This window comes from Cellulomonas sp. CW35, from assembly GCF_052378485.1.
GTDB classification, from domain to species: domain Bacteria; phylum Actinomycetota; class Actinomycetes; order Actinomycetales; family Cellulomonadaceae; genus Cellulomonas; species Cellulomonas uda.
The window spans coordinates 974356-997911 of record NZ_CP199000.1 but is presented as its reverse complement, the minus strand read 5'-3'; the positions used below and the strand labels follow the sequence as shown (position 1 = coordinate 997911).

Annotated in this window: 23 protein-coding genes, 3 pseudogenes and 1 riboswitch; of the genes and pseudogenes, 13 read left to right on the top strand and 13 right to left on the bottom strand. The window is 73.9% G+C overall.

Going from position 1 to position 23556, the window contains the following annotated elements; genetic code table 11:
* Positions 1-3: 3 nt before the first annotated feature.
* Both ACT17Q_RS04750 and ACT17Q_RS04745 read right to left on the bottom strand, forming a co-directional pair.
* Positions 4-642 (bottom strand): stage II sporulation protein M, encoded by a 639-nt coding sequence (locus tag ACT17Q_RS04750; protein WP_232514414.1) that lies wholly within the window; start codon positions 640-642, stop codon positions 4-6.
* Between the two features lie 116 nt (positions 643-758).
* A complete protein-coding gene (locus ACT17Q_RS04745; protein WP_444664957.1) occupies positions 759-2684 on the bottom strand; it encodes an adenylyl cyclase in 1926 nt (641 codons plus the stop codon).
* Between the two features lie 126 nt (positions 2685-2810).
* Between ACT17Q_RS04745 and ACT17Q_RS04740 the strand changes: the two genes are divergently transcribed.
* From ACT17Q_RS04740 to galK, 6 genes are read left to right on the top strand one after another with little or no spacing between them, the layout of a single operon-like run.
* Positions 2811-4118, top strand: coding sequence for a magnesium transporter MgtE N-terminal domain-containing protein (locus ACT17Q_RS04740; protein ID WP_268531301.1), 1308 nt, complete (start codon positions 2811-2813; stop codon positions 4116-4118).
* Positions 4111-4671, top strand: coding sequence for a DUF1003 domain-containing protein (locus tag ACT17Q_RS04735; protein ID WP_094180615.1), 561 nt, complete (start codon positions 4111-4113; stop codon positions 4669-4671). The genes ACT17Q_RS04740 and ACT17Q_RS04735 overlap by 8 nt, the downstream gene beginning before the upstream one ends.
* A gap of 1 nt (position 4672) precedes the next feature.
* On the top strand, positions 4673-5848 hold the full coding sequence (locus ACT17Q_RS04730; protein WP_444664956.1) for an Mrp/NBP35 family ATP-binding protein: 1176 nt from the start codon (positions 4673-4675) through the stop codon (positions 5846-5848).
* Positions 5849-5903: 55 nt separating this feature from the next.
* Positions 5904-6749, top strand: a complete 846-nt coding sequence (locus ACT17Q_RS04725) for a DeoR/GlpR family DNA-binding transcription regulator (protein WP_444664955.1) — start codon at positions 5904-5906, stop codon at positions 6747-6749.
* Complete coding sequence (gene galT, locus ACT17Q_RS04720) at positions 6746-7963, top strand: galactose-1-phosphate uridylyltransferase (protein WP_268531304.1); 1218 nt, start codon at positions 6746-6748, stop codon at positions 7961-7963. The genes ACT17Q_RS04725 and galT overlap by 4 nt, the downstream gene beginning before the upstream one ends.
* A complete protein-coding gene (gene galK / locus ACT17Q_RS04715) occupies positions 7960-9132 on the top strand; it encodes a galactokinase (protein WP_444664954.1) in 1173 nt (390 codons plus the stop codon). The genes galT and galK overlap by 4 nt, the downstream gene beginning before the upstream one ends.
* 120 nt (positions 9133-9252) lie before the next feature.
* Here the strand turns inward: galK and ACT17Q_RS04710 are convergent, their stop codons facing one another.
* A complete protein-coding gene (locus ACT17Q_RS04710) occupies positions 9253-9492 on the bottom strand; it encodes a hypothetical protein (RefSeq protein WP_268531306.1) in 240 nt (79 codons plus the stop codon).
* Between the two features lie 142 nt (positions 9493-9634).
* Between ACT17Q_RS04710 and ACT17Q_RS04705 the strand changes: the two genes are divergently transcribed.
* Positions 9635-10540 (top strand): MFS transporter, encoded by a 906-nt coding sequence (locus ACT17Q_RS04705; RefSeq protein ID WP_444664953.1) that lies wholly within the window; start codon positions 9635-9637, stop codon positions 10538-10540.
* Between the two features lie 5 nt (positions 10541-10545).
* Here the strand turns inward: ACT17Q_RS04705 and ACT17Q_RS04700 are convergent, their stop codons facing one another.
* On the bottom strand, positions 10546-11358 hold the full coding sequence (locus ACT17Q_RS04700; protein WP_444664952.1) for an exodeoxyribonuclease III: 813 nt from the start codon (positions 11356-11358) through the stop codon (positions 10546-10548).
* A 184-nt stretch (positions 11359-11542) separates the two neighbouring features.
* Here ACT17Q_RS04700 and ACT17Q_RS04695 point away from each other — a divergent pair, with 184 nt between their 5' ends.
* Positions 11543-12298: a D-Ala-D-Ala carboxypeptidase family metallohydrolase gene (locus ACT17Q_RS04695; protein WP_141322239.1), complete on the top strand. Its 756-nt coding sequence runs from the start codon at positions 11543-11545 to the stop codon at positions 12296-12298.
* A 20-nt stretch (positions 12299-12318) separates the two neighbouring features.
* Here ACT17Q_RS04695 and ACT17Q_RS04690 read toward each other — a convergent pair whose 3' ends face one another.
* From ACT17Q_RS04690 to ACT17Q_RS04675, 4 genes are all read right to left on the bottom strand, one after another.
* The gene (locus tag ACT17Q_RS04690) at positions 12319-12693 is read right to left on the bottom strand and encodes a hypothetical protein (protein WP_141322241.1); all 375 of its coding nucleotides are present in this window, start codon (positions 12691-12693) and stop codon (positions 12319-12321) included.
* A 149-nt stretch (positions 12694-12842) separates the two neighbouring features.
* Entirely contained in the window at positions 12843-13724 is an 882-nt protein-coding gene (locus tag ACT17Q_RS04685) for a bifunctional methylenetetrahydrofolate dehydrogenase/methenyltetrahydrofolate cyclohydrolase (RefSeq protein ID WP_444664951.1), read from the bottom strand.
* Positions 13725-13726: 2 nt separating this feature from the next.
* Positions 13727-15010, bottom strand: coding sequence for a serine hydroxymethyltransferase (glyA, locus tag ACT17Q_RS04680; RefSeq protein ID WP_444664950.1), 1284 nt, complete (start codon positions 15008-15010; stop codon positions 13727-13729).
* 72 nt (positions 15011-15082) lie between these two features.
* A riboswitch (ZMP/ZTP riboswitch) is annotated at positions 15083-15172 on the bottom strand.
* An 88-nt stretch (positions 15173-15260) separates the two neighbouring features.
* Positions 15261-15776, bottom strand: coding sequence for a MarR family transcriptional regulator (locus ACT17Q_RS04675; RefSeq protein ID WP_268531311.1), 516 nt, complete (start codon positions 15774-15776; stop codon positions 15261-15263).
* 39 nt (positions 15777-15815) lie between these two features.
* Here ACT17Q_RS04675 and ACT17Q_RS04670 point away from each other — a divergent pair, with 39 nt between their 5' ends.
* The 4 genes and pseudogenes from ACT17Q_RS04670 to ACT17Q_RS04655 all read left to right on the top strand — a co-directional run bounded on the left by ACT17Q_RS04670 (position 15816) and on the right by ACT17Q_RS04655 (position 18181).
* The gene (locus ACT17Q_RS04670; protein ID WP_444664949.1) at positions 15816-16790 is read left to right on the top strand and encodes a DMT family transporter; all 975 of its coding nucleotides are present in this window, start codon (positions 15816-15818) and stop codon (positions 16788-16790) included.
* A gap of 34 nt (positions 16791-16824) precedes the next feature.
* Positions 16825-17340, top strand: a complete 516-nt coding sequence (locus ACT17Q_RS04665; protein ID WP_444664948.1) for an AAA family ATPase — start codon at positions 16825-16827, stop codon at positions 17338-17340.
* Between the two features lie 72 nt (positions 17341-17412).
* Positions 17413-17619, top strand: a pseudogene (locus ACT17Q_RS04660) (polyketide cyclase); the annotation flags it as partial.
* Positions 17620-17695: 76 nt separating this feature from the next.
* Positions 17696-18181: a VOC family protein gene (locus ACT17Q_RS04655; protein ID WP_444664947.1), complete on the top strand. Its 486-nt coding sequence runs from the start codon at positions 17696-17698 to the stop codon at positions 18179-18181.
* A 7-nt stretch (positions 18182-18188) separates the two neighbouring features.
* Here ACT17Q_RS04655 and ACT17Q_RS04650 read toward each other — a convergent pair whose 3' ends face one another.
* The 3 genes and pseudogenes from ACT17Q_RS04650 to ACT17Q_RS04640 all read right to left on the bottom strand — a co-directional run.
* Entirely contained in the window at positions 18189-19640 is a 1452-nt protein-coding gene (locus ACT17Q_RS04650; protein WP_444664946.1) for a hypothetical protein, read from the bottom strand.
* Between the two features lie 48 nt (positions 19641-19688).
* A pseudogene (locus ACT17Q_RS04645) lies at positions 19689-20153 on the bottom strand (phosphotransferase); the annotation flags it as partial.
* A 664-nt stretch (positions 20154-20817) separates the two neighbouring features.
* Positions 20818-20973: pseudogene (locus ACT17Q_RS04640) on the bottom strand (GNAT family N-acetyltransferase); the annotation flags it as partial.
* A gap of 48 nt (positions 20974-21021) precedes the next feature.
* Here ACT17Q_RS04640 and purU point away from each other — a divergent pair.
* Positions 21022-21897 carry a formyltetrahydrofolate deformylase gene (gene purU, locus ACT17Q_RS04635; RefSeq protein WP_444664945.1) on the top strand — a complete coding sequence of 292 codons (876 nt, stop codon included), beginning with the start codon at positions 21022-21024 and terminating at the stop codon, positions 21895-21897.
* Between the two features lie 103 nt (positions 21898-22000).
* On the opposite strand, the gene ACT17Q_RS04630 is transcribed toward purU, so the two are convergent.
* A complete protein-coding gene (locus ACT17Q_RS04630; RefSeq protein WP_444664944.1) occupies positions 22001-22270 on the bottom strand; it encodes a DUF167 domain-containing protein in 270 nt (89 codons plus the stop codon).
* A gap of 7 nt (positions 22271-22277) precedes the next feature.
* Positions 22278-23279, bottom strand: a complete 1002-nt coding sequence (locus ACT17Q_RS04625) for a malate dehydrogenase (RefSeq protein WP_444664943.1) — start codon at positions 23277-23279, stop codon at positions 22278-22280.
* Positions 23280-23556 lie beyond the last annotated feature (277 nt).

The window sequence follows — 23556 nt, the reverse complement described above, 5'->3', positions numbered from 1 at the left end:
GCGCTACGCGGCGGGGCCGGTCGTCGTCGGACCGGCCTCGCCGGACGCGGCGGGCGGCTGCTCGGCGGGCGCCGGCCGGTCGACGGGCGCGGGCTGGTCGGCCGGCACGGGCTGGTCCACCTGCGCGGGCTGGACCGGGCGCGGGGGCCAACCGGACACGACGCCGCCCACCTCGCCGAGGAGCTGACGCGCCTGGTTCGCCTTCTCCGCGTGGCACAGCACCGCGTAGGACGCGGCGACGATCTGGCTCGCGGACGTGAAGTCGCGCCGCCCGCGCGTGAGCGAGTAGGTCAGCACGGAGAACATCAGGCCGAACGCCCCGCCGATGAGGATCGCGGGCAGGAACGGGCTCGTGCCGCCGGGCTCGGAGAACAGCGACAGCAGGATGCCCACGAACAGGCCGAACCACGCCCCGGAGACGAAACCGCCGGACGCGGCACGCGGGTAGGACAGCCGCCCGGTGACGCGCTCGACCATCTGCAGGTCGGCGCCGACGATCGTGACCATCTGCACGGGGAACGCCTTGTCGGCGAGCAGGTCGACGGCCTTCTGGGCCTGCGCGTACGTGTCGTACCGCGCGACGGTCTCGCCCTGCGGGGGGGTCGGGGTGCGCGGGATGCGGGACTGACCGGTGAACGCCATGGCCCGATCCTCCCCCGCCGACCTGGCAGTGCGCCAGGCGCGCCCGTCGGCCCGGCACGCGACGCGCGAGCGCGTGCGTGCCGGGCCGCGGGAGCGCCGGGGCCGGTCCCGAGCGCTCAGGGGTACTGCGCGACGAACGCGGGCGTCCCGGTGTTCGTGGCGTCCACCTGCGCGCCGGTGTCGTTGACGACGTGCCGCACGGTGCCGGCGCTGAGGTTGACGGTCATCACGTGGTGCAGGCGTACGCCCGGGCGGCGCGGCACCTCGAACCCACGCTCGGTGACGACCGACGGGTTGTTCTGGTTGAACACGTACACGCCCGCACCCCACACCTCGTGCGTGCGCACCCGGTCGCCGACCTTGTAGCCCGCCCAGCCGGGCGTGCCGTCGGGCTTCGTCCAGTCGGCCTGCGTCGGCGGGTCGTAGGGCAGCTCGTTCTGGAACATCACGACGCGCCCGCGCTCGCCGTTCCAGACGAGGTTGTGGCGCTGGAAGTGCTCGACGAACAGGCCGGTGGCGGTGACGTCGTCGCCGTTCACGACGACGCCCGTGCGGCCGATGTTGGTGCGCCAACGGTCGGTGTCGCCGTTGACGCCCTCGGTGAACCCCTCGACGCCGTGGTCGGCCCGCCAGACCCAGGTGTGGTCGACGAGCACGTGGTCGGCGTCGACCTGCAGCGCGACGTCCGTGCTGCCGCGGTGCGGCCCGCCGACGCGGAAGTACACGTCGGACAGGGTGATCGGGTCGCGCCGGCTCGCGGCGGCGGCGTGCGGGCCGTGGTGCGTGCCGGCGACCCGCAGCAGGGCAGGCGACCTCGTCGGACCGGCGTCGACGGTCAGACCCGCGACGACCACGCCCGGCACGTCGGCGACCACCAGCGGGACGGCGCCGCGCACCGAGGTGATCGTCGCGTGCCCGAGGCCGAGCACGACCGTGCCGGGGCGTCGCACGGTGATCGTGCGCGCGACGTCGTAGAGCCCGGGGGTGAGCAGCAGGTGCTTGCCGCGCGCGAGCTCGCGGTCGAGACGGGCGGCGTCGTCGCCGGGACGGGCGACGTAGAAGTCGCGCAGCGGGACCGACCGGCCGGGTGTCGTCCCGTCGGCCCACGTGACGCCGCGGCTGCCGCGCGCCACCGACGGCACGCGGACCTGCCACGCGCCGCGCGCGTCGACGTACAGGTAGGGCTTCTCGCGGCTCACCGGCGTGGTGTCGAGGGTCGTGTACGGCGGGTCGGGGAACGTCGCGTCGTCGGGTGCGCCCTCGACGCCCGCGAAGACCTGGTTCCACACCGCGTTGGACCACGAGCGCACCTCGCTGTCGCGTGTGAGCCACTGCTGCTGGGAGCCGTTGACGACGTCGCCGAACCGCGAGTCGGCGATGAACCCGCCGCTCGCGTACTGGGGACCGGCGGTGCAGTAGTCCATGAGCGAGAACGCGGGGTCGCCGGGGTCGGCGCGCACGTCCAGGCGGCGCACGGACACGGCCTGCGAGACGGCCCAGAAGTTCGCCGTCGAGCGGCAGCCGTCCTGGCCCGTGACGTCGATGTCGAGCGTGAGGTTGGACAGCGTGCGCCAGAAGTTCACGAGCGCGAGGCAGTTCGGGTTCGCGGGGTCGTCGGACAGGCAGCGGTTGTACGTCTCGATCGTGCCGTGCACGACGACGTCCCCCGGCGACGCCCCGAGGCCCGCGACCTCGGTGTAGTAGCCGACGCGGACGTGCAGCGGCTGCTCGGCGGTCCCGTACTCGCCGGGCAGGAGCAGCAGGCTGGCGCGGCCCGTGCCCATCTCGGCGTCGACCTGGCGGGCGTGGACCTCGTCGAACGCGGCCTGGACCTGGGCGACCGGCATGCTCGGGTCGAGCACGACGACGTTCGCGCCGAGGTCGGGACGCGAGGGGTCGGGACGCGTGGGACCGGGTGGGCCGGGACGGGCGCCCGCGGCGGCGGGGGCCGCGACGAGCGCGGCGACGACGAGGCTGACACCCGCGGCGAGCGCCGCGCGTCGGCGGACGCGTCCTGCTGGTGCGGTGGCGTGGTGGTGCACGGTGATCCTCTCCGTTGAGCTCGACCGGACACACCGGAGCAAACCACACCTGCTGACCGATCGGTAAGTGATGTGGTGAAACGTGTCCACGACCCCGCCCGGTGCCCCGGCGTCTAGGCTGACCGCGTGAGCAGCGTGGGCACCCGGGTCTTCGTCGCGCGCCTGGCCGGTACCACGGTCTTCGACCCCCTCGGTGACCAGGTCGGGCGCGTGCGCGACGTCGTCGTGCTCGTGCGCCCCAAGGGCGCACCGCGCGCGGTCGGGCTGGTCGTCGAGGTTCCCGGCAAGCGCCGCGTGTTCCTGCCCCTGACGCGCGTCACCGCGATGGACCCGGGCCAGGTCATCTCGACCGGCCTGGTGAACATGCGGCGCTTCGAGCAGCGCGCGTTCGAGACCCTCGTGGTGAGCGAGCTGCTCGACCGCACGGTCGACCTGGCGGACGGCAGCGGGTCGGCGACGATCGAGGACGTCGCGATCGAGCTGCAGCGCAACAACGACTGGGTGGTCACCAAGCTCTTCGTGCGGCGGGTCGTCCCCGGCCACCGCGGCCTGCTGCGCCGCCGCGGCGAGACGCAGCTCGTCGCGATGGGCGAGGTCACCGGCCTCGCCCGCGCCGCCGGGCAGCAGGGCGCCGAGCTGCTGCTCGCGCAGTACGAGGACCTCAAGCCCGCGGACCTGGCGGACGTGCTGCACGACCTGGGCACCACGCGCCGGCTCGAGGTCGCCTCGGCCCTCGACAACGACCGGCTCGCGGACGTGCTCGAGGAGCTGCCCGAGGACGACCAGGTCGCGATCCTCCAGGGCCTGGAGATGGGCCGCGCCGCCGACGTCCTCGAGGCCATGGAGCCCGACGACGCGGCGGACCTGCTGGGCGAGCTGCCCGACGAGCAGGCGGCCGAGCTCCTCGAGCTCATGGAGCCCGAGGAGGCCCGCGACGTCCGGCGCCTGCTCGCGTACGAGGACAACACCGCGGGCGGCCTCATGACCACCGAGCCGGTGATCCTGGGCCCCGAGACCCCGATCGCCGCGGCGCTCGCGCACGTGCGCCGCCAGGACCTGACGCCCGCGCTCGCGTCGATGGTGTTCGTCGCGCGCCCGCCGCTCGAGACGCCCACCGGGCGCTACATCGGCGTCGTGCACCTGCAGCGCATGCTCCGCGAACCCCCGCACGAGGCGATCGGGTCGATCGTCGACACCGACATCGAGCCAGTCGAGGCCGGCAAGCCACTCATCGCCGTGACCCGCCAGCTCGCGACGTACAACCTGCTCGCGCTCCCCGTGGTCGACGCCGACAAGCGCCTGCTCGGCGCGGTGTCGGTCGACGACGTGCTCGACCACCTGCTGCCCGAGGACTGGCGCGAGCAGGACGACGAGGAGCACGCCCTGCGCACCACCCCCGCCCGCCCGGCCCGACCGGTGGTCGGTCGTGGCTGAGCGCCTCGACCAGCCGCGCGAGTCGCGGCGACGCCTGTCGCTGCCGCGCCCGAACGCGGACCAGGACGCCGCCGGGCGCGCGTCGGAGAGCATCGCGCGGTTCCTCGGCACGCCGTCGTTCATCTTCTGGCTGACGATCTTCTGCGCCGCGTGGCTCACCTGGAACGCCGACTGGGGCCCGGACCGCCCGCGGTTCGACAGCTCAGCGAACGGCTTCACCGTCCTGACGCTCATGCTGTCGCTCCAGGCGTCCTACGCCGCACCGCTCATCCTGCTCGCGCAGAACCGGCAGACGGACCGCGACCGCGTGCAGGCCGAGCAGGACCGGCAGCGCGCCGAGCGCAACCTCGCGGACACCGAGTTCCTCGCGCGCGAGGTCGCCGCGCTGCGCATCGCGCTGGGTGACGTCGCGACGCGCGACTTCGTGCGCTCCGAGCTGCGCAACCTCCTCGAGGAGCTCCTGGCCCAGCCGGAGGAGGACGACGCCGAGGACGCCGAGCCGGGCGGGGCCCGGGCCGGACGGCCCGGACGGGGCGCGCCGCGGCCGACCTAGCATGGTCGCCGTGCCCCCGACTCCCGCCACCGACGCCGCGCTCCTCGACGCCGTGCGCTCCGCGCTCGCCACGGTCCAGGACCCCGAGATCCGCCGCCCGATCACCGAGCTCGGCATGGTCCGCTCGGTCGACCTCGGCTCACCCACCGCGACGGGCGGCGCGCGCGTCGTCGTCGGCATCGACCTGACGACCCCCGGCTGTCCGCTCAAGGAGACCCTGACGCGGGACGTCACCGCCGCGGTCGCGCGGGTCGACGGGGTCGACGAGGTGGCCGTCGAGCTGGGCGTCATGACCGCCGAGCAGCGCGCGGACCTGCGTCGCCTGCTGCGCGGCACGGACGCGGAGCCGACGATCCCGTTCGCGCAGGCGACGTCGCTCACGAAGGTGTTCGCGATCGCGTCCGGCAAGGGCGGCGTGGGCAAGTCGTCCGTGACGGCGAACCTCGCGGTCGCGATGGCGGCGGACGGCCTGCGGGTCGGCGTGGTCGACGCCGACATCTACGGCTTCTCGATCCCGCGCATGCTGGGCGTGGACCGGCCGCCGACGAAGGTCGACGACATGCTCCTGCCGCCGGTGGCGCACGACGTCAAGGTCGTCTCGATCGGGATGTTCGTGCCGCCGGGCCAGCCCGTGGTGTGGCGCGGGCCGATGCTGCACCGTGCGCTGCAGCAGTTCCTCGCGGACGTGTTCTGGGGCGACCTGGACGTGCTGCTGCTGGACCTCCCGCCGGGGACGGGTGACATCGCGATCTCGGTCGCCCAGCTGCTGCCGGGCTCGCAGATCGTCGTCGTGACGACGCCGCAGGCGGCGGCCGCGGAGGTCGCCGAGCGCGCGGGTTCGGTCGCGGTGCAGACCCGCCAGCAGGTCGTGGGCGTGGTGGAGAACATGTCCTGGCTCGAGCAGCCGGACGGCTCGCGGCTCGAGCTGTTCGGCTCGGGCGGCGGCGAGCACGTCGCGGCGCGCCTCACGCAGCTCACGGGCGCCGCCGTGCCCGTGCTGGGTCAGGTGCCGATCGACGTGACGCTGCGCGAGGGCGGTGACGTGGGCGAGCCGGTGGTGCTGAGCCACCCGGACTCGCCCGCGGCGGTCGCGCTGCGGCAGGTCGCCCGCACGCTGGGCACCCGTCAGCGCGGGCTCGCGGGGCGCTCGCTCGGCCTCTCCCCCGCGGGACGCTGACGGACCCACCCGTCCGGGTGTTTGTTTCTGTTGGGTCATGTGCGACGATGTTCGAGTGCTGGCGACCCAACGACAAGAACTGATCCTCGCGGCCGTGCGCGCGCACGGTGCCGCCCGCGTGTCCGACCTCGTGGACGACCTCGGCGTCTCGGACATGACGATCCGGCGGGACATCGCCGAGCTCGCACGCGCCGGCCTCGTGCGCCGCGTGCACGGCGGGGCCGTGGCGCCGGAGGGCACGCGGGCGTCCGACGAGCCCGGCTTCGAGGTCAAGGTCGAGCACGCCGGCCCGCAGAAGACCGCGATCGCGCGCGCCGCGCACGCGGACCTCGAGCCCGGCCAGACCGTCGCGCTGTCCGCCGGCTCGACCACCTACCGGCTCGCCGAGCTCGTCGCGCAGGACGCCGCGCTGCGCCCGTTCACGGTCGTCACCAACGGCCTGCGCATCGCCGACGTCCTGCACCGGGCCGTCGCACCGGGTGACCTCGAGGTCGTCCTCACGGGGGGCGTGCGCACCCCGTCCGACGCGCTCGTCGGACGCGTCGCCGACGCCTCGCTCGCGCTCCTGCGCGTCGACCGCGCGTTCCTCGGGGTGCACGGGCTCGACGAGTCCGGCCTCACCACGCCGAACCTCGCCGAGGCCGCGACCGACCGCGCGCTCATGGGCTGCGCGGCCGCGACCACCGTGCTGGCGGACCACACGAAGTGGGGCACGGTCGGTCTCGCGAAGATCGCCGACCTCGAGGAGGTCGACCTCGTCGTGATGGACGACGAGGCCCCCGCCGCGGCCCGCCGCCTGCTCACCGACCGCCTGCAGACGGTCGTCGTCAGCGACGATCCCGCTGCACCCCCCGCGGGCGCCCCCGGCACCCTTCCTCCGCACGTGGGAGACGACGCATGACCACCCGGACGAGCACGACCACGGCCGATCCAGCAGGCACCCCCACCGCGAGCGCCGGCGTGCGCGTCACGAGCACCACGCTCGCCGACGGCCGCGAGCTGCTCTACTTCGACGACTCCGAGCCCTACGTCTCGGGCGCGGCGACACGCCGGCTGGACGACCCGCGCCCGCTGCCGGACCGGTTCGCGCCCGACGCGGACGGCGTCGTGCCCACCGGCCCCGAGCTGAGGCGCGACCCGCTCACGGGCGAGTGGGTCGCGATGGCGGCGCACCGCATGAACCGCACGTTCCTGCCGCCCGCGGACGCGAACCCCCTCGCACCCGCCCGGCCCGGCGCCGCGTACCAGGACGGCGAGATCCCCGCGGAGGACTACGACGTCGTCGTGTTCGAGAACCGCTTCCCGTCGCTGCTGCGCGTGCCCGGCGTGCTCGACGAGGTGACGCTGCGCGACGACGAGCCGCTGTGGCAGACGCGCCCCGCGGTGGGCCGCTGCGAGGTCGTGTGCTTCTCGGCGGACCCGACCGCGTCGCTGCGGACCGTCGGCCCGCGCCGGATGCGCACGGTCATCGAGGCGTGGGCGCACCGCACCGCGGCGCTCAACGCGACCGAGGGCGTCGAGCAGGTCTTCGCGTTCGAGAACCGCGGCAAGGAGATCGGCGTCACGCTGCACCATCCGCACGGGCAGATCTACGCGCTGCCCTACCTCGCGCCCCGCACCGCGACCATGCTCGCGGCCGCGAGCGAGCACCGCGCGCGCACCGGTCGCCTGCTGGGCCGCGACGTGCTGGACGCGGAGCTGCGGCACGCCACGCGCGTCGTCCTCGAGTCCGAGCACTGGGTCGCGTACGTGCCGTTCGCGGCGCGCTGGCCCGTCGAGGTGCACCTGGTCCCCCGCCGGGACGTCCCCGACCTGCCGGCGCTCGACGACGCCGAGCGCGCCGACCTGGCGACCACCTACCTCGAGCTGCTGCGGCGCCTCGACCTGTTCTTCGTCGACGACGACACCGCGGTCCCGCTGCCGTACATCTCGGGCTGGCACCAGGCGCCCGCGCGGCAGGGACGCGACGACTGGCGCCTGTCGCTGCAGGTGTTCTCGGTGCTGCGCGCGCCCGGCAAGCTCAAGTACCTCGCGGGCGTCGAGTCCGGCGTCGCGGCCTGGGTCAGCGACACGACGCCCGAGCGCATCGCGGCGCGGCTGCAGGAGCTCGCATGACCACGTGGGTGCCCGCGTGGGACGCGGGGACGGGCGAGGAGCGCGCCCGTGCGCTGTTCGACACCGCGTTCGGTGTCGCGCCTGACGGCGTGTGGTCGGCACCCGGACGCGTCAACCTCATCGGCGAGCACACCGACTACAACGGCGGCCTGTGCCTGCCGGTCGCGCTCGCGCACCGCACGTTCGCGGCCGTGCGCCGCCGCGGCGACGGCACGGCGCGCATGGCCTCCGCGTGGGACGCGAGCGTCGTGACCGCGCTCGAGCTCGCGTCGGTCGCCCCCGGTGCCGTCGCCGGCTGGACCGCGTACGTCGCGGGCGTCGCGTGGGCGCTGCGCGAGCGCGGGCTGCCGGTGGCGGGCTTCGACGTCGCGATCGACTCGTGCGTGCCCGTCGGCTCCGGGCTCTCGTCCTCCGCCGCGCTGTCCTGCTCCGTCGCGCTCGCGCTCGACGCGGTGAACGCGCTCGCGCAGGACCGTGCCGCGCTCGCCGCGGACTGCGTACGCGCCGAGAACGAGATCGCCGGTGCACCCACGGGCGGCATGGACCAGGCCGCGGCGCTGCGTGCCGAGCCGGGCCACGCGCTGCTGCTCGACTGCCGCGACCAGTCGGTCCGGCACGTGCCGTTCGACCCGGCCGCCGAGGGCCTCGCCCTCCTCGTGATCGACACGCGCGCCGAGCACGCGCTCGTCGACGGGCAGTACGCGGCGCGTCGGGCGACGTGCGACGAGGCCGCGCGGCTGCTCGGCGTGGCCACGCTGCGCGAGCTCACCGACGCCCCGGGGGATGCCGAGCACGCGATCGCGGCGCTCGACGACGGGACGCCCGACGGCGAGCTCCGTGCGCGCCGGGTACGGCACGTGCTGACCGAGATCGCGCGCGTCCGCGAGTTCGTCGCCCTCCTCGACGCGGACCGTCTGCGTGACACCGGTCCCCTCCTCGACGCGTCGCACGCCTCGCTGCGCGACGACTACGAGGTGTCGTGCCGCGAGCTCGACGTCGCGGTGGAGGCGGCACGGGCGGCGGGCGCGGTCGGTGCGCGCATGACGGGCGGCGGGTTCGGCGGCTCCGCCATCGCGCTCGTCGAGGCGGACGCGCTCGCCACCGTCGCGGACGCGGTCGCCGCGGCGTTCGCGCGCGAGGGCCTGCGAGCCCCGGCCTTCGTCGCCTGAGCCCTTCCCCTGCTCGTCGGACATCCACGGATGCTCGCCGCCGCCGAAGAGCTCACCCCGTGATCCTCGCCGAACGCCCGAGGAGCCCCTGGGCCGCGATGCTCGGAGCGACGAGGACGATCACGTTCGGGCGAGCGGCGTCGCGCGGTCTGTCGCGCGACGACGCGCGACGACGATGGCGGCTCCTGGCCCGAGGAAGGGCAGGAAGATCGCCGCGAACGCCAAGACGACCTTCGTCGCGGCGCGCAGCCTGGCGCTCGAGGACAGCTGCCGGAGAGCGAACACGATCAAGCCGATGTTCAGTAGCGCGAGCGCTGTCCACGACGCGTCGTACCAGGTTCCGTAGAGATCGTCCATCATCAGCTCGAATCGTGCCGGTGTCGCGGGCCGGGCGCCAGTCCCACCTCTCGTGCGGCGTCCGGGACCTCACGTCTGCGAGGGCTCGAGCGGCGGGCAGTGCTCACGCGGACGGGCTGCCGCCGCCGTCGTCTCGGTGGCGAGCGTGTTCTTCGACGTCGCGCACCAGAGCTACGTGCCCGGGCTGGTCGGCCTCGACCACGTGGTCGAGGGCAACTCCAAGCTCCAGGCCACGCAGTCCGTCGCGCAGGTCGCCGCACCCGCGGTCGGCGGCGCGCTGCTGCGCGTCGTCAGCGCACCCGGGCTCGTCGCCGTCACGGTCGTCACGTACGCGCTGTCCGCGCTCGGCGTCGGGCGGATCGCCGCGCGGGAGGACCTGCCCCCGCGCGAGGACCGGCGTCCGCTGCGCACCGAGATCGCCGAGGGCCTGCGGTTCGTCCTGCACCAGCCGCTGCTGCGCCGCATCGTCGCGACCACGTCGATCTCCAACTTCGGCAGCGCGGCCACCGCTGCGGTGCTCGCCATCTACGCGCTGCGCGTCCTGGGCCTCGACACCGCGACGTTCGGGGTGGTCGTGTCCGCGTCCGCCGTCGGCGGCCTGGCCGGCGCGTTCGCGGCCGACCGGCTCGCGCGGCTCGTCGGCGGGTCCCGGGTCATCCCGCTGTCCGCGCTGCTGTTCGGCGTCGCCGGTCTGGCGACACCGCTCGCCGGCGTGCTGCCGCGACACGCCGCGCCCGTGCTCGTCGCGGGGATGGCGATCATGTTCGTCGGGATCGTCGTCTACAACGTCACGCAGGTGAGCTTCCGGCAACGGCTGTGCCCGCCCGCGCTGCTCGGACGCATGAACGCGTCCGTGCGGTTCCTCGTGTGGGGCTCGATGCCGCTCGGCAGCCTCCTCGGCGGGTGGCTCGGGCACACGACGAGCGTCGTGACGACGCTGTGGGTCGCCGCCGGCATCGGCCTCGTCGCGACGCTGCCCGTCGTCGCCTCCCCGCTGCTGCGTTCCCGCGACCTGCCGCCGGCGCCCGTGCACGGCACGCCGCGCGGCTGACCCGCCTACAGGTCGTACTCGACGACGAGCGGCGCGTGGTCGGAGAACCGCGCGTCGTACGTCGCGGCACGGTCGACCGTCGCGGCGACCGCGCGGTCCGCGAGCGCGGGCGTCGCGAGCTGGTAGTCGATCCGCCAGCCCGCGTCGTTGTCGAACGCCTTGCCGCGCCACGACCACCACGTGAACGGCCCCGGGCCCTCGCCGCCGAGCTCGCGGCCCAGGTCGCGCCAGCCCAGGTCGTCGAGCCAGCGGTCCAGGTAGGCGCGCTCCTGCGGCAGGAACCCGGCCGACTTGAGGTTGCCCTTCCAGTTCTTGATGTCGGCCTCGCGGTGCGCGATGTTCACGTCCCCCGCCACCACCACCATCCGGCCCGCCTGCGCGAGCTCCGCGAGGCGCGCGGTCACCACCTCGAGGAACGCGTACTTCTCGTCCATCGACGGTGTGCCGAGCGTGCCGGAGTGGATGTACGCCGAGACGACCGTGAGCGTGCGCGGCCCCTGCCCGTCGTGCGCGTCGACCTCGAGGTCGGCCTCGACCCACCGACCGCAGTCCCCGGGGACACCCGTGCCGAGCCCGACGCGCACCGCCGTCATCGGCAGGCGCGTCGCGATCGCGACGCCCGAGCGCCCCTTCGTCACCGACGCCTCGTGCGCGAGGTGCCACTCGCCGGGAGACAGGTGGTCGGCGAGGATCTCGTCGGTGGCGCGCACCTCCTGCAGCAGCAGCACGTCCGGCTTGCGCGTGTCGAGCCACTCGCCCATCCCGCGGCGGAACGCCGCCCGGATGCCGTTGACGTTGACGGTCGCGATCGTGAGCACAGCAGTCCTTCCTCGGCGCGCGGGCCTCCCGCGGTCGTCCGGGACGATCCTGCCTCACCGGCGGGACGACCTCGTCGGCGTATCAGGACGGACCCCGCACGGCACCTTGTCCCACGTACGCTGCCGCGAGCCCCGACCCGCGACGCCCCACGACTGGTCCCGCGCCCAGCGGTCAGGAGGCGACATGGTCACGATGAACGGGTGGTCCGACGCCCGCGAGTCGAGCGTCACGCGCATCGTCGTCGGCGACGACGCGAACGGCGCCACCGTGCGCGACGGCGACGTCGCCCGCGCGTTCGTCTGGCTCCTGGAGCAGCTGCACGAGCGGGTCGAGAAGGTCGCCGTGGTCAACGGCTGGCGCTCGAGGGCGTTCAACACGCAGGTGGGCGGCGCCGCGGGCTCCAACCACATCTCCGGGACCGCCGTGGACGTCAACGGGGCGAGGCACCCGTTCGAGCTCCACCAGCCGCGGGGCACCCCGTACGTGTCCGGCTTCTCGGCCGCGCAGGAGCGCGCGGTGCGGGACGTCCTGCGCGACGCCGGCGGGCTGTTCGTCTGGGGGCTGGACTTCCCCCGCGGGCGGCGCGACGCGATGCACTTCGAGCTCGCCAGGGGCACCACCCTGGCGGACGTCCGCGCGTTCGTCGGACGCGTCACCGAACAGAAGTCGGGCCCGGTCCCCGAGGAGGACGACATGCCGACCGTCGACGAGATCGCCCGTGCGGTCTGGGGGTACAAGAACAGGGAGCTCGAGCGCGTCGACACCTACGCGCTGCTGCGCCGCACCAACGCGAACGCGCAGGCCGCGGCCAAGGGCGTCGTCGACGTCAAGCTGCTGGCCGAGGCGATCGCGCGCGCCCTGCCCGCCGGGGCGATGACGAAGGCGCAGGTCAACCGCGTCGCGCGGGTGGCCGCCAAGGACGTCCTGCGACAGGCGTGAGCGAGCCGGTGACCGGGTCGTCAGTCGTCGCGCCCCGCCTCGTCCGCGAGCCGGTTCTTCCAGCGCTCCTCGACGTCGCGTGCGGCCTCGGCGTACGAGCGCTCCGCCCGCTCCTGGTCACGCTCGACCTGGGCCGCGGCCTCCTGCGCGGCGAGCGCCGCGATGTCGACGTTCGTCGCGAGCTGCCAGACGCCCGCGAGCGTGACCACCAGCCCGATCAGCGCCGCGACGATGCCGAGCACGACGAGCGCGCTGGTCCCGTCGGTGTCGACGTACCCGCGCGAGGCCTGCGCGATCTGTGACAGCCAGCCCCACACGCTCGCCAGGGCACCGAGGACGAGCGTCGCCACGCCCCACACGAGGACCTTCGCCGAGGGTCCGAAACTGCGCGCCATCGCACGTCCCTTCGTCGCGCCCACGGACGCGGGCGACCTGGTCGCAGCGTAGGGCCGCGGCGGCCGTGCGCGTGGGCGTTCCGCAGGGCTCGTCGCCCGGACGTGCGTGGGCCCCGACCGGCGACCGGTCGGGGCCCACGCGCGCGTGGTCAGCCGGCGAGCCGCTCGGCGGTCTCGACGACGTTGCTCAGCAGCATCGCCCGCGTCATGGGGCCGACCCCGCCCGGGTTCGGCGAGACCCAGGCGGCGATCTCCTGGACGCCCGGGTGGACGTCGCCCACGACCCGCGACCTGCCGGTCTCCGGGTCGGTCGCCCGCGAGACGCCCACGTCGACCACGACCGCGCCCGGCTTGACGATGTCCGGCGTGATGATCCCGGGCACGCCCGCCGCGGCGACGACCACGTCGGCGTTGCGCGTGTGCTCCGCGAGGTCGTCGGTGCCCGTGTGGGTCAGCGTGACGGTCGCGTTGACGGCCCGGCGCGTCAGGAGCAGACCGATCGACCGGCCGACCGTGACACCGCGTCCGACGACGACGACGTCCGCCCCGTGCAGCGAGATCCCGTGCCGCTCGACCAGCTCGACGATGCCGCGCGGCGTGCACGGCAGCGGGCTCGTGATCGGCTCGTTGACCCGCAGGACCAGGCGACCGAGGTTCGTCGGGTGCAGGCCGTCGGCGTCCTTCTCCGGGTCGACGAGCTCGAGCACGCGGTGCGTGTCGATGCCCTTCGGCAGCGGCAGCTGGACGATGAAGCCGGTGCACGCCGGGTTCTCGTTGAGCCGGCGCACCGCCGCCTCGATGTCCTCCTGCGTCGCGTCGCCCGGCAGCTCCTCCTGGATGGAGGCGATGCCGACCTCGGCGCAGTCCCGGTGCTTGCCCGCGACGTACCACCGGCTGCCCGGGTCGTCGCCGACGAGCAGCGTGCCGAGGCCGGGGGTCACGCCACGCGCGGCGAGCGCCGCGACGCGCTGCGCGAGCTCCGCCTTGATGGCCGCCGCGGTGGCGGTCCCGTCGAGGATCTGGGCCGTCATGCTCAGTACTGCTTGAGCGTCGGGTACAGCGGGAACTCGGCGGTGAGCTTGGCGACGCGCGCCTGCAGCGCCGCCAGGTCCGCCTGCTCGCCGCCGACCAGCGCGGTCGCGATGATGTCCGCGACCTCGGTGAACTCGACGTCGCCGAAGCCGCGCGTCGCGAGCGCGGGCGTGCCGATGCGCAGGCCCGAGGTGACCATCGGCGGGCGCGGGTCGTTCGGGACGGCGTTGCGGTTCACCGTGATGCCGGCCTCGTGCAGGAGGTCCTCCGCCTGCTTGCCGTCGATCGCCGCGTCGCGCAGGTCGACGAGCACGAGGTGCACGTCGGTGCCGCCCGAGCGGACGGTGATGCCGGCGGCCGCGACGTCGGCCTGCGTGAGCCGCTCGGCGATGATCGCGGCGCCGCGGACCGTGCGCTCCTGGCGGTCACGGAACTCGGGCGAGCCGGCGACCTTGAACGCCACGGCCTTGGCCGCGATGACGTGCATGAGCGGACCGCCCTGCTGGCCCGGGAACACCGCGGAGTTGATCTTCTTCGCGAGGTCCGGGTCGTTGGTCAGGATGAAGCCCGAGCGAGGGCCGCCGATCGTCTTGTGCACGGTCGAGGACACCACGTGCGCGTGCGGCACCGGGGAGGGGTGCACGCCCGCCGCGACGAGGCCCGCGAAGTGCGCCATGTCGACCCACAGGTACGCGCCGACCTCGTCGGCGATCGCGCGGAACGCCGCGAAGTCGAGCTGGCGCGGGTACGCGGACCAGCCCGCGATGATGACCTTGGGCTTGTGCTCGACGGCGAGGCGGCGGACCTCGTCCATGTCGACCAGCGAGGTCGTCTCGTCGACGCCGTACGCGACGACGTCGTACAGCCGGCCCGAGAAGTTGATCTTCATGCCGTGCGTGAGGTGGCCGCCCTGGTCGAGGGCGAGGCCGAGGATCGTGTCGCCGGGGCGGGCGATCGCGTGCAGCACGGCGGCGTTCGCGGTCGCGCCCGAGTGCGGCTGGACGTTCGCGAACTGCGCGCCGAACAGCGCCTTCGCGCGCTCGATCGCGATGTTCTCGGCGATGTCGACCTGCTCGCAGCCGCCGTAGTAGCGGCGGCCCGGGTAGCCCTCGGCGTACTTGTTCGTCAGCACGGAGCCCTGCGCCTGCAGGACGGCGAGCGGGACGAAGTTCTCGCTCGCGATCATCTCGAGCGTGCCCTGCTGGCGCGCGAGCTCACCGTCGAGGACGGCGGCGATCTCGGGGTCGAGGTCGGCGATGTTCTGGTCGAGCACGTTGTCGCTCATGCGGCTGCTCCTGTCGCAGTCAGGTGCGGGCGCGCTCGGCGCCACGCACACGGACGGTCCGGTGATGAGGCGACCGAGGGCCCAGGCGTCCGACCCCGTGGTCCAGCTGCTGCGTCGCTCCCCGGTGGTGACCCACCCGTTGCGCCAGTCACGACGCGCCCAGGGTACCAACCCCGGCGCGCCCGCCCACCGCCTTTCCCACGCGCTGCACGCGCTGCACGCGCTCGTCGGTCCCTGCTGCGACGCGCGGTCAGGGGGTGGGTGGGGGCTCCAGGTGGGTGAGCCAGGTGCGCAGGATGCGGGCCAGCGTGGCGGCGTCGCGGGGGTCGAGGGCCGCGAGCAGGCGGTGCTCGTTCGCCATGTGGTCGGTGAACGCGGCGTCGATCAGCTCGCGGCCGGCGGGGGTGAGCGCGACGAGGCGGGCACGCGCGTCGTCGTCGGACACGCGACGCGAGACGAGCCCGGCGCGCTCGAGCCGGTCGATGCGCTTGGTCATGCCGCCGGAGGTGACGAGCGTGTTGGCGGCCAGGTCGCCCGCGGTCCGCTCGAACGGCTCGCCCGCGCGGCGGAGCGTCGCGAGCACGTCGAAGTCACCTTCCGAGAGCCCGTGCTGCCGGTACACGGCGACGAGCTCGTCGGTCAGGTGCCCGGCGACGCGGTGCAGGCGACCGATGACGCCCTGCGGCGACGGGTCCAGGTCGGGGCGCTCGCGCCGCCAGGCGGCCTGGATCAGGTCGAGCCGGTCGGGTGGAGGTGTGGTGGACACCGCACCACACTATCTTCCGGGCAAGATATATTGTCTTCCATGGAAGGCAATCTGCGGCTCATGGCGCTCACCGCCTACGCGCCGCTCACCTGGGGCGCGAGCTACTACGTCACCCGGCACCTGCTGCCCGCGGACTCGCCGCTGTGGGGCTCCGCGCTGCGCGCGCTGCCCGCCGGCCTCGTGCTCCTGCTCGTCGCACGCCGCCTGCCCCGCGGTGCGTGGTGGTGGCGCTCGCTCGTGCTCGGGACCCTCACCATGGGCGCGTTCTTCGTCCTCGTGTACGTCGCCGCCCAGCTGCTCCCGACGAGCGTCGCGGCGACCGTCATGGCGACCTCGCCCCTGGTGATGATGCTGGTGGCGTGGGCCCTGGTCGCGCAGCGGCCGGCCCTGCCGGCGGTCGCGGGAGGCGTGCTGGGGCTCGTCGGGGTGGGTGCCATGGTGCTCACGGGCGGCACGTCGCTCGACGCGCGCGGGCTGGTCGCGTCGGTGTCCGCGATGCTCATGTCGAGCGTCGGGTTCGTGCTCGCGCAGCGGTGGCGCGACGACGACGTGGACGTGGTCTCGTCGACCGCGTGGCAGCTCGTCGCCGGCGGGTCCACGCTGCTGGTGGCCGCGCTCGTCGTCGAGGGCGCTCCCCCGCACCTCGACGCACCCGCGTGGGCCGGGCTGGCGTTCCTCTCGGTCGCGGCGACCGCGCTCGCCTACCTCGCGTGGTTCGCGGGCCTGCGTCGCCTCCCGGCCGGCACCGTGGGCCTCGTCGGCCTGCTCAACCCGGTGGCCGGCCTGGCGCTGGGCCTGTTCGTCGCGCACGAGCGGCTCGCCCTCCAGCAGGCCGCCGGCGCGCTCGTCGTGCTCGCGGGCGTCGCCCTGGGCCACCCGTCCCTCTCCCGCCGCACCCGCAGCCGGAGCACCCCGGCAGCACCCGCCGACGTGCCTGTCGACGCGCGCGTCGAGCCGCGCACCGGGTCGGGGGACCCCCGCCGACCCGTCACGACCGGCGCCGGAGTCTCGTGACCTGGGCACCACCCGACCACTAGCGTCGGTCGCCATGATCCTGTGGCTCAACGGAGCGTTCGGCGTGGGCAAGACGACCTGCGCGACGCAGCTCGCCGCGCGGCGGCCGCACACCCGGACGCACGACCCCGAGGCGCTCGGCTGGTGGCTGAGCCGCACCGTGGGCCGCGTCACCGGCGTGAGCGACTACCAGGACCTGCGCGCGTGGCGCCGCGGGACCGTGCGGGCGACGTCCCGACGAGCCGACGGCACGGAACTCGTCGTCGTCCCGATGTCGCTGCTCGACGCGGCGCACGCCGACGAGGTGCTCGGCGGCCTGGCAGCGCGCGGGCACGAGGTCCGGCACGTCACGCTGCACGCGTCGCCCGACGAGCTGCTCCGCCGCATCGACGCCGACACCGCCGACCCCGGCGCACGCGCATGGCGGCGTTCCCAGGTCGCGCGGTACTCGGCCGTGGCGGATCGCCTCGCCGCACGCGGCCCGGTCGTCGCGACCGACGCCCTCACCCCCGACGAGGTGGTACGGGCCGTCCAGGCCCACCTGCCCTGACGGTCGTGAGTGGCCCGGGAGGTCGGGACTCGCTCGGAAGGTCGTGAGTCGCTCGGTGAGTCGCGCGGGCTCGCCATCCAGACGTTCGAGTTCCTCGGGTTCCCCGATGTCGTGTCGGTCGAGACGCTGCGCTTCGTCGACCTGGGCGACGGCCGCACGCGGCTCGAGGTCCACTCCGTCCACCCGAGCCTCGAGGCGCGCGACGGCATGGTCGCCAGCGGCATGGAGCGCGGTCTCACCGAGGGTTACGCGCGCCTCGACGCCATCGTCGCGGCCTGACCGGCCGCCAGCACCCACCCGACCGCACCCACCCGCCAGCGCGCACACACGCACGCACCATGAACGGAGCACGGCCATGGGCATCGTCCGCCCGCACCTCTGGTACTCCGACAACGCGCTCGAGGCCGCCGAGTTCTACGTCTCGGTGTTCCCGAACTCCCGCATCCTCGACGTCGTGCACGCGCCCGCGGACATGCCCGGCGTCACCAAGGGCGCGCCGTTCGTCGTCACGTTCGAGCTCGACGGCCAGCGGGTCGACGCGATCTCGGCCGGGCCGTCGTTGCAGCTCGACGCCGCGTTCTCGTTCGTCGTCGACTGCGCCGACCAGGCCGAGATCGACCACTACTGGGACGCGCTGCTCGCGGGCGGAGGGCAGGAGGTCGCGTGCGGCTGGCTCACCGACCGGTTCGGCCTGTCCTGGCAGGTGGTGCCCACGCGCCTCATGGAGCTCACGCTGTCCCCCGACGCCGACCCCGAGGGCGCCGCCCGCGCCACGCAGGTGATGCTCACGCAGAAGAAGCTCGACATCGCCGCGCTCGAGGCGGCCTACCGCGGCGAGTGACGCCGGTTCACAGGTAGAGGCCGGTGGCCACCGGCTCGACGACATCGTCCTGGCGCGGCACCCCGCGCAGGAGCAGCGCGGACCGCCCCGAAGCGGTCCACGTCGCGAGCCACCGGGCCCCGGAGAGCTCGCACAGCAACACCGTGCCGGGCCGGTCGAGCCCCGCGTCCGGGTACCCGGCGGGGCGCAGGTGCCCCTCGGCGTACGCGGCGGCGGCGACACCGACGAGCGACTGGGTGGACCAGCAGCGGCACGTCGCGAGCACGCGACGCGTCACGGCGAGGTCGACCTCGAGGCCCGCGAGGAGCCCGCGTCGGTCACGCGCGCGGTGCACCGCCTCCCCGCCGAGGGCGCCCGCGGCGAGCCCTCCGAGGACGCCGGTCGTCCACACGACGACCGCGAGGGCCGTCGAGGCGCCCGTCTCGGTGCTCAGCGGCACCGCACCCGCCACACCCGCCGCGAGCCCGGTCCCGACCGCCGCACCGAGCACCGCGCCGAGCACGTCCAGCGGGCGCAGCGTGGACGTCCGCGGACGACCGCGCGCGACGTCGTAGGACTGCGCGCGGATGCCGAACCACAGCCGCTCGTCCTCGAACGACCACGACGGGATCCGCCGCCAGGCCCGCTGCAGCATCCCGCCCAGGTACCAGCCCGCGACCAGCCCGAGGGCCCCGAAGGCGAGCATGGGGAGCGCGACGAGCCACGGGGCGAGCGACGCCCACCGGTTGCGCCGGGGCCGCAGCCGCCGCACGACCTCCTCGAGCGGAGCGCCCGGCGGGCACACCTGGCGCACGGCGCACGCGAGCAGCGTGGCACCGGCCGGGTCACCCGAGTCCTGCAGCACGGTCGCGGCGTGCTCGAGAGCGGCCGGGTCACGCCACGGCGACGGCGAGCCGCCGCGCAGGAGGAGCGCGGCCGCGTACACCTCGTCGGCGGCGCGGTCCGCGTCCGTCCGGTCCCGGCGCGCGACCATGCCCGCCGCGGCGCGGCCCAGCACCAGAGGGGTGTCCGTGCCCTGGTCCGCGAGCGCGCACCACGCGTCGGTCGCCAGGTCCGCCCGGCCGGAGTACTCGGCGGCGAGCGCCAGCAGGTACAGGTGGGCCGCACGGGTCGTCCCCGGGACCTGCCCCGCACGCACCAGCAGGGGCAGCGCGCGCCGGTCGCCGAGCGTCGCCAGCGCGACGAGCGCGGTGACGTCGTCGGGCTCGCGCGGCACCGCGAGCTCGGTCTCGTCGACGCGACGCCCGAGCAGCTCGAGGGCCCGCACCGGCTCCCCGCGGAGCACGGCGGTGCGAGCGCGCCAGGACGTGACGGGCTGCGCCGTGCCGCCCGACGCGTCGACGAGCAGGTCGCACAGGACGAGCTCGTCGTGCGCGTCTGCCGCGACGGCCCACGACAGCAGCAGCTCGCGCCGGTCGTCCTCGGCGAGACGCGGCGGCGCGGCGAGGTCCTCGGTCACGCCGCTTCATCGGCACGGGCCCGTCACCGGATGAGCCCCCGCCGTCGCCTACCAGGCCGAGACGCGCGGGCTGCCCCACAGTGCGCGGTAGTACGCGGTGCGCTCGGGGTCGGGCGCGACGCCGTACGCGTCGAGCAGCGCGTCCTCGTAGCCCGGGCCGTAGTTCCACACGGTGCTCCAGGTCGCGATCGCCAGGTCCGCCCAACGGTCGGCCACCCCGAGCCGGCCGAGGTCGACGTGCGCGAGCCACGCGCCGTCGTCGGACAGCAGTGTGTTGGGCACGCACGCGTCGCCGTGGCACACCACGAGCCGGTCGACCGGGGGCGCCTCGGCGAGCGCGGCGGCACGGTCCCGGTCGTCGAGCCGGCCGAGCCGGTCCTCGACCGACCACGAGAACGGGCAGCCGACGACCGGCAGCGCGTCGTGCAGCGCGCGCAGGCCCGCCCCGACGGCCCGCACCGCGTCGAGCGGTCGCGCCAGCCACACCGGGTCCACCGCGCTGCGGCCCGGGACCGGCGAGAGTATAGTACACGGAGCCATAGTAGAGGAGAAGAGGAGTGGTAGTAATAGGGGTATACGGCTGAACAGAAACGCCATTAAATAAGGGAGGAAGAGAAGAGTGTGAGTGGAGGTGGGGGGAAAGAGGGAGAAATATGGGATAGTTGCTAGAAGGGATAAGGAGTGGGGGGTTGGGAGGGGGGAAGAAGTAATGGGGGAGGATATAAGGGGGGATAAGGAGGGGGAAGGAGTAGGTTAGGAGAGGAAAGAAGTAATGAAGGGGGTAAGACATAGGGGTAGTAGTAGGGAAAGGTGAGGGTGGAGATAGGGGCGGGTATGTAAGAAGGGGGAGAGTAATGGGGTATGGAGATGGTTAGAGTTGGGATGGGGAGAAAGAGGGAGGAGGAGGGATGGGGAGAGTTGAAGGAGGAGAGGGGTATGGAGGGAGTGGGGAGGATAAGTGAGGAGGGAAAAGGGTTATAAATATAAGGAAGGTTGAAGGGAAGGATGGGTAGGATGGTGAGAGTGATGATGAGGGGTAGAAGTTAAAGGGAATGATGGTAGGAGAGTAGAGTTAAGGAAGTGAGGGGAATGATGGGAAATAGTTTGAAATGAGGTTAGTAAAGTAAGAAGGTGAAAGTAAATGAAAAAGTAGTAATAGAGTAGATAAGATAGATTGCAGGTCCTCGACGAGCTCCTCGACCGTCTGCGTGAGCGGCGGGATGTGCGGGTCGCCGTACTGCTGCGCCTCGGTGACGAACGCGGCGCGGCGCAGCGTGAGCAGCTCGCCGGCGTCGTCGGTGGTCACCTTGCGGATGTCGAGGTCGGCCGTCATACGGCCATCGTGTCAGCCGCGCGGCGCGGCGCACTACTCTCGGGACTCGTGTCCCACACTGCGAGCCCGACGACCCCAGGAGAGACCCACTGGGTCCTGACCCTCTCGTGCCCGGACCGCCCCGGGATCGTGCACGCCGTCGCGGGGCTGCTCGCGGACCACGGCGGGAACATCACGGAGTCGCAGCAGTTCGGGGACGCGCTCACCGGTCTGTTCTTCATGCGCGTCCAGGTCACGTCCGCGGTCACGTACGACGAGCTCGCGGGGGCGCTCGAGCGCATCTGCGCGGCCTTCGACATGACGTGGTCGCTCGACGTCGCCGGCCGGCCGGTCCGCACGCTCGTCATGGGCTCCACGGCCGCGCACTGCCTCAACGACCTCGCGTTCCGCCAGCGCTCGGAGAAGCTGCCGGTCGACCTGGTCGCCGTCGTGTCGAACCACACCGTGCTCGAGCCGCTCGCGCAGTTCTACGGCATCCCGTTCCACCACGTGCCCGTGACCGCGGCCACCAAGGCCGACGCGGAGGCCCGCCTGCTGGAGCTCGTCGAGGAGCTGGACGTCGAGCTCGTCGTGCTCGCCCGGTACATGCAGATCCTGTCCGACGAGCTGTGCCGCAGGCTGGCCGGGCGCGTCATCAACATCCACCACTCGTTCCTGCCGTCCTTCAAGGGCGCGCGCCCGTACGCGCAGGCCCACGACCGGGGCGTGAAGCTCATCGGCGCGACCGCGCACTACGTCACGGGCGACCTCGACGAGGGGCCGATCATCGAGCAGGACGTGGAGCGCGTGGACCACACGCGGTCGGTCGACGACCTGGTCGCGCTCGGGCAGGACGTCGAGCGCCGGGCGCTGGCCCGCGCGGTGCGCTGGCACGCCGAGCACCGCGTCCTGCTGGACGGCCACCGGACCATCGTCTTCCGCTGACGCCGGGTCATTCCTCGTGAGGTCGCGCGATTCTCGCGAGGTCGTGCAGTCGTCTGCGCGATTTCCCGAGAGACGCGCGACCTCGCGCGGGCCGGGGTGGGTGTCAGGCGTTCAGGAGTGCCGTGAGGCGGGCCGGGGCGTCGGCGAGCGCGTCGTCGTCGACGTCGACGACCTTGTCGCGGCTCGTCGTGCCCGTCACCAGCGTGACGTGGCGGCGGCGCACGCCGAAGGCGTCCGCGACCGCCGCGAGCGCGGCCTCGGTCGCGGCGCCGTCGACGGCCCGGGCGGACACGGCGACGACGAGCGCGCCGGCGTGCGACCCGCCGACGCGCGTCCGTGACGCCCCCGGCCTGACCCGGATCGCGACCCGCACGGCCCGGTCAGACGAGGCCGAGCGCGCGCACCGCCTCGCGCTCCTCGACGAGCTCGGCCACCGACGCGTCGAGCCGCGCGCGCGAGTCCGCGTCGAGCTCCAGGTCGGGCACGATCGACCACGACGTGCCGTCGGAGGTCACGGGGAACGACGAGATCAGCCCCTCGGGCACGCCGTACGAGCCGTCGGAGAGGACGCCCGCCGACGTCCAGTCGTCGGCGGGGGTGCCGTCGACCCACGTGCGGACGTGGTCGACCGCGGCGTTCGCCGCCGAGGCCGCGGACGACGCGCCGCGCGCCTCGATGATGGCGGCACCGCGCTTCGCGACGGTGGGGATGAACGTGTCGGCCACCCACGCGGCGTCGACGAGGTCCGTCGCGGGCGTGCCGGCCACCGTGGCGCGCGTGAGGTCGGGGAACTGCGTCGCGGAGTGGTTGCCCCAGATGGTCAGGTGGCGGATCTCGTCGACCCGCCGTCCGGTCCGCGCGGCGAGCTGCGCGAGCGCGCGGTTGTGGTCGAGCCGGGTCATCGCGGTGAACCGCTCGGCGGGCACGTCGGGCGCGTGCGAGGCGGCGATGAACGCGTTGGTGTTCGCGGGGTTGCCGACGACGAGCACCTTGACGTCGTCCGCCGCGCCGGCGTTGATCGCGGCTCCCTGCGGCGCGAAGATCCCCCCGTTGGCGGACAGCAGGTCGCCACGCTCCATCCCGGCGGTCCGCGGACGCGCGCCGACGAGCAGTGCGACGTTCGTGCCGTCGAACGCGGCACGCACGTCGTCGGTGATGTCGATGCCCGCGAGCAGCGGGAACGCGCAGTCGTCGAGCTCCATGGCGGTGCCCTCCGCGGCGCGCACGGCCTGCGGGACCTCGAGGAGACGCATCCGCACCGGGGTGTGGGGCCCGAGGAGCTGGCCCGACGCGATGCGGAACAGCAGGGCGTACCCGATCTGCCCGGCCGCACCCGTCACGGTGACGACGGCGGGGGTCTTCTCGGCGTTCTGTGCGGACACGGGCGGGCTCCTTCGATCGACCGGACGTGCGGGTCGTCGGCGCCTCGTGGGCGGCCCGACTCCCTGCGCCGAACCTATCGCGCGCGGTCGTCCGGCGCGGCGACGAGCGCGCGACGCGCGTCGGCCCGGTCCCGCCCCGGCCGGGCCGTGCGTCCCGGGCCCATCGGGTGTCGAGGCGAAACGGTTCATCGCCCGACGCCGCGTTGTCGCTCGTCGAGCGGCGGGACGACGCTTTCCGGGCGGACGCGCGCACGCGGGTCCGCCCGACGGAAGGGTC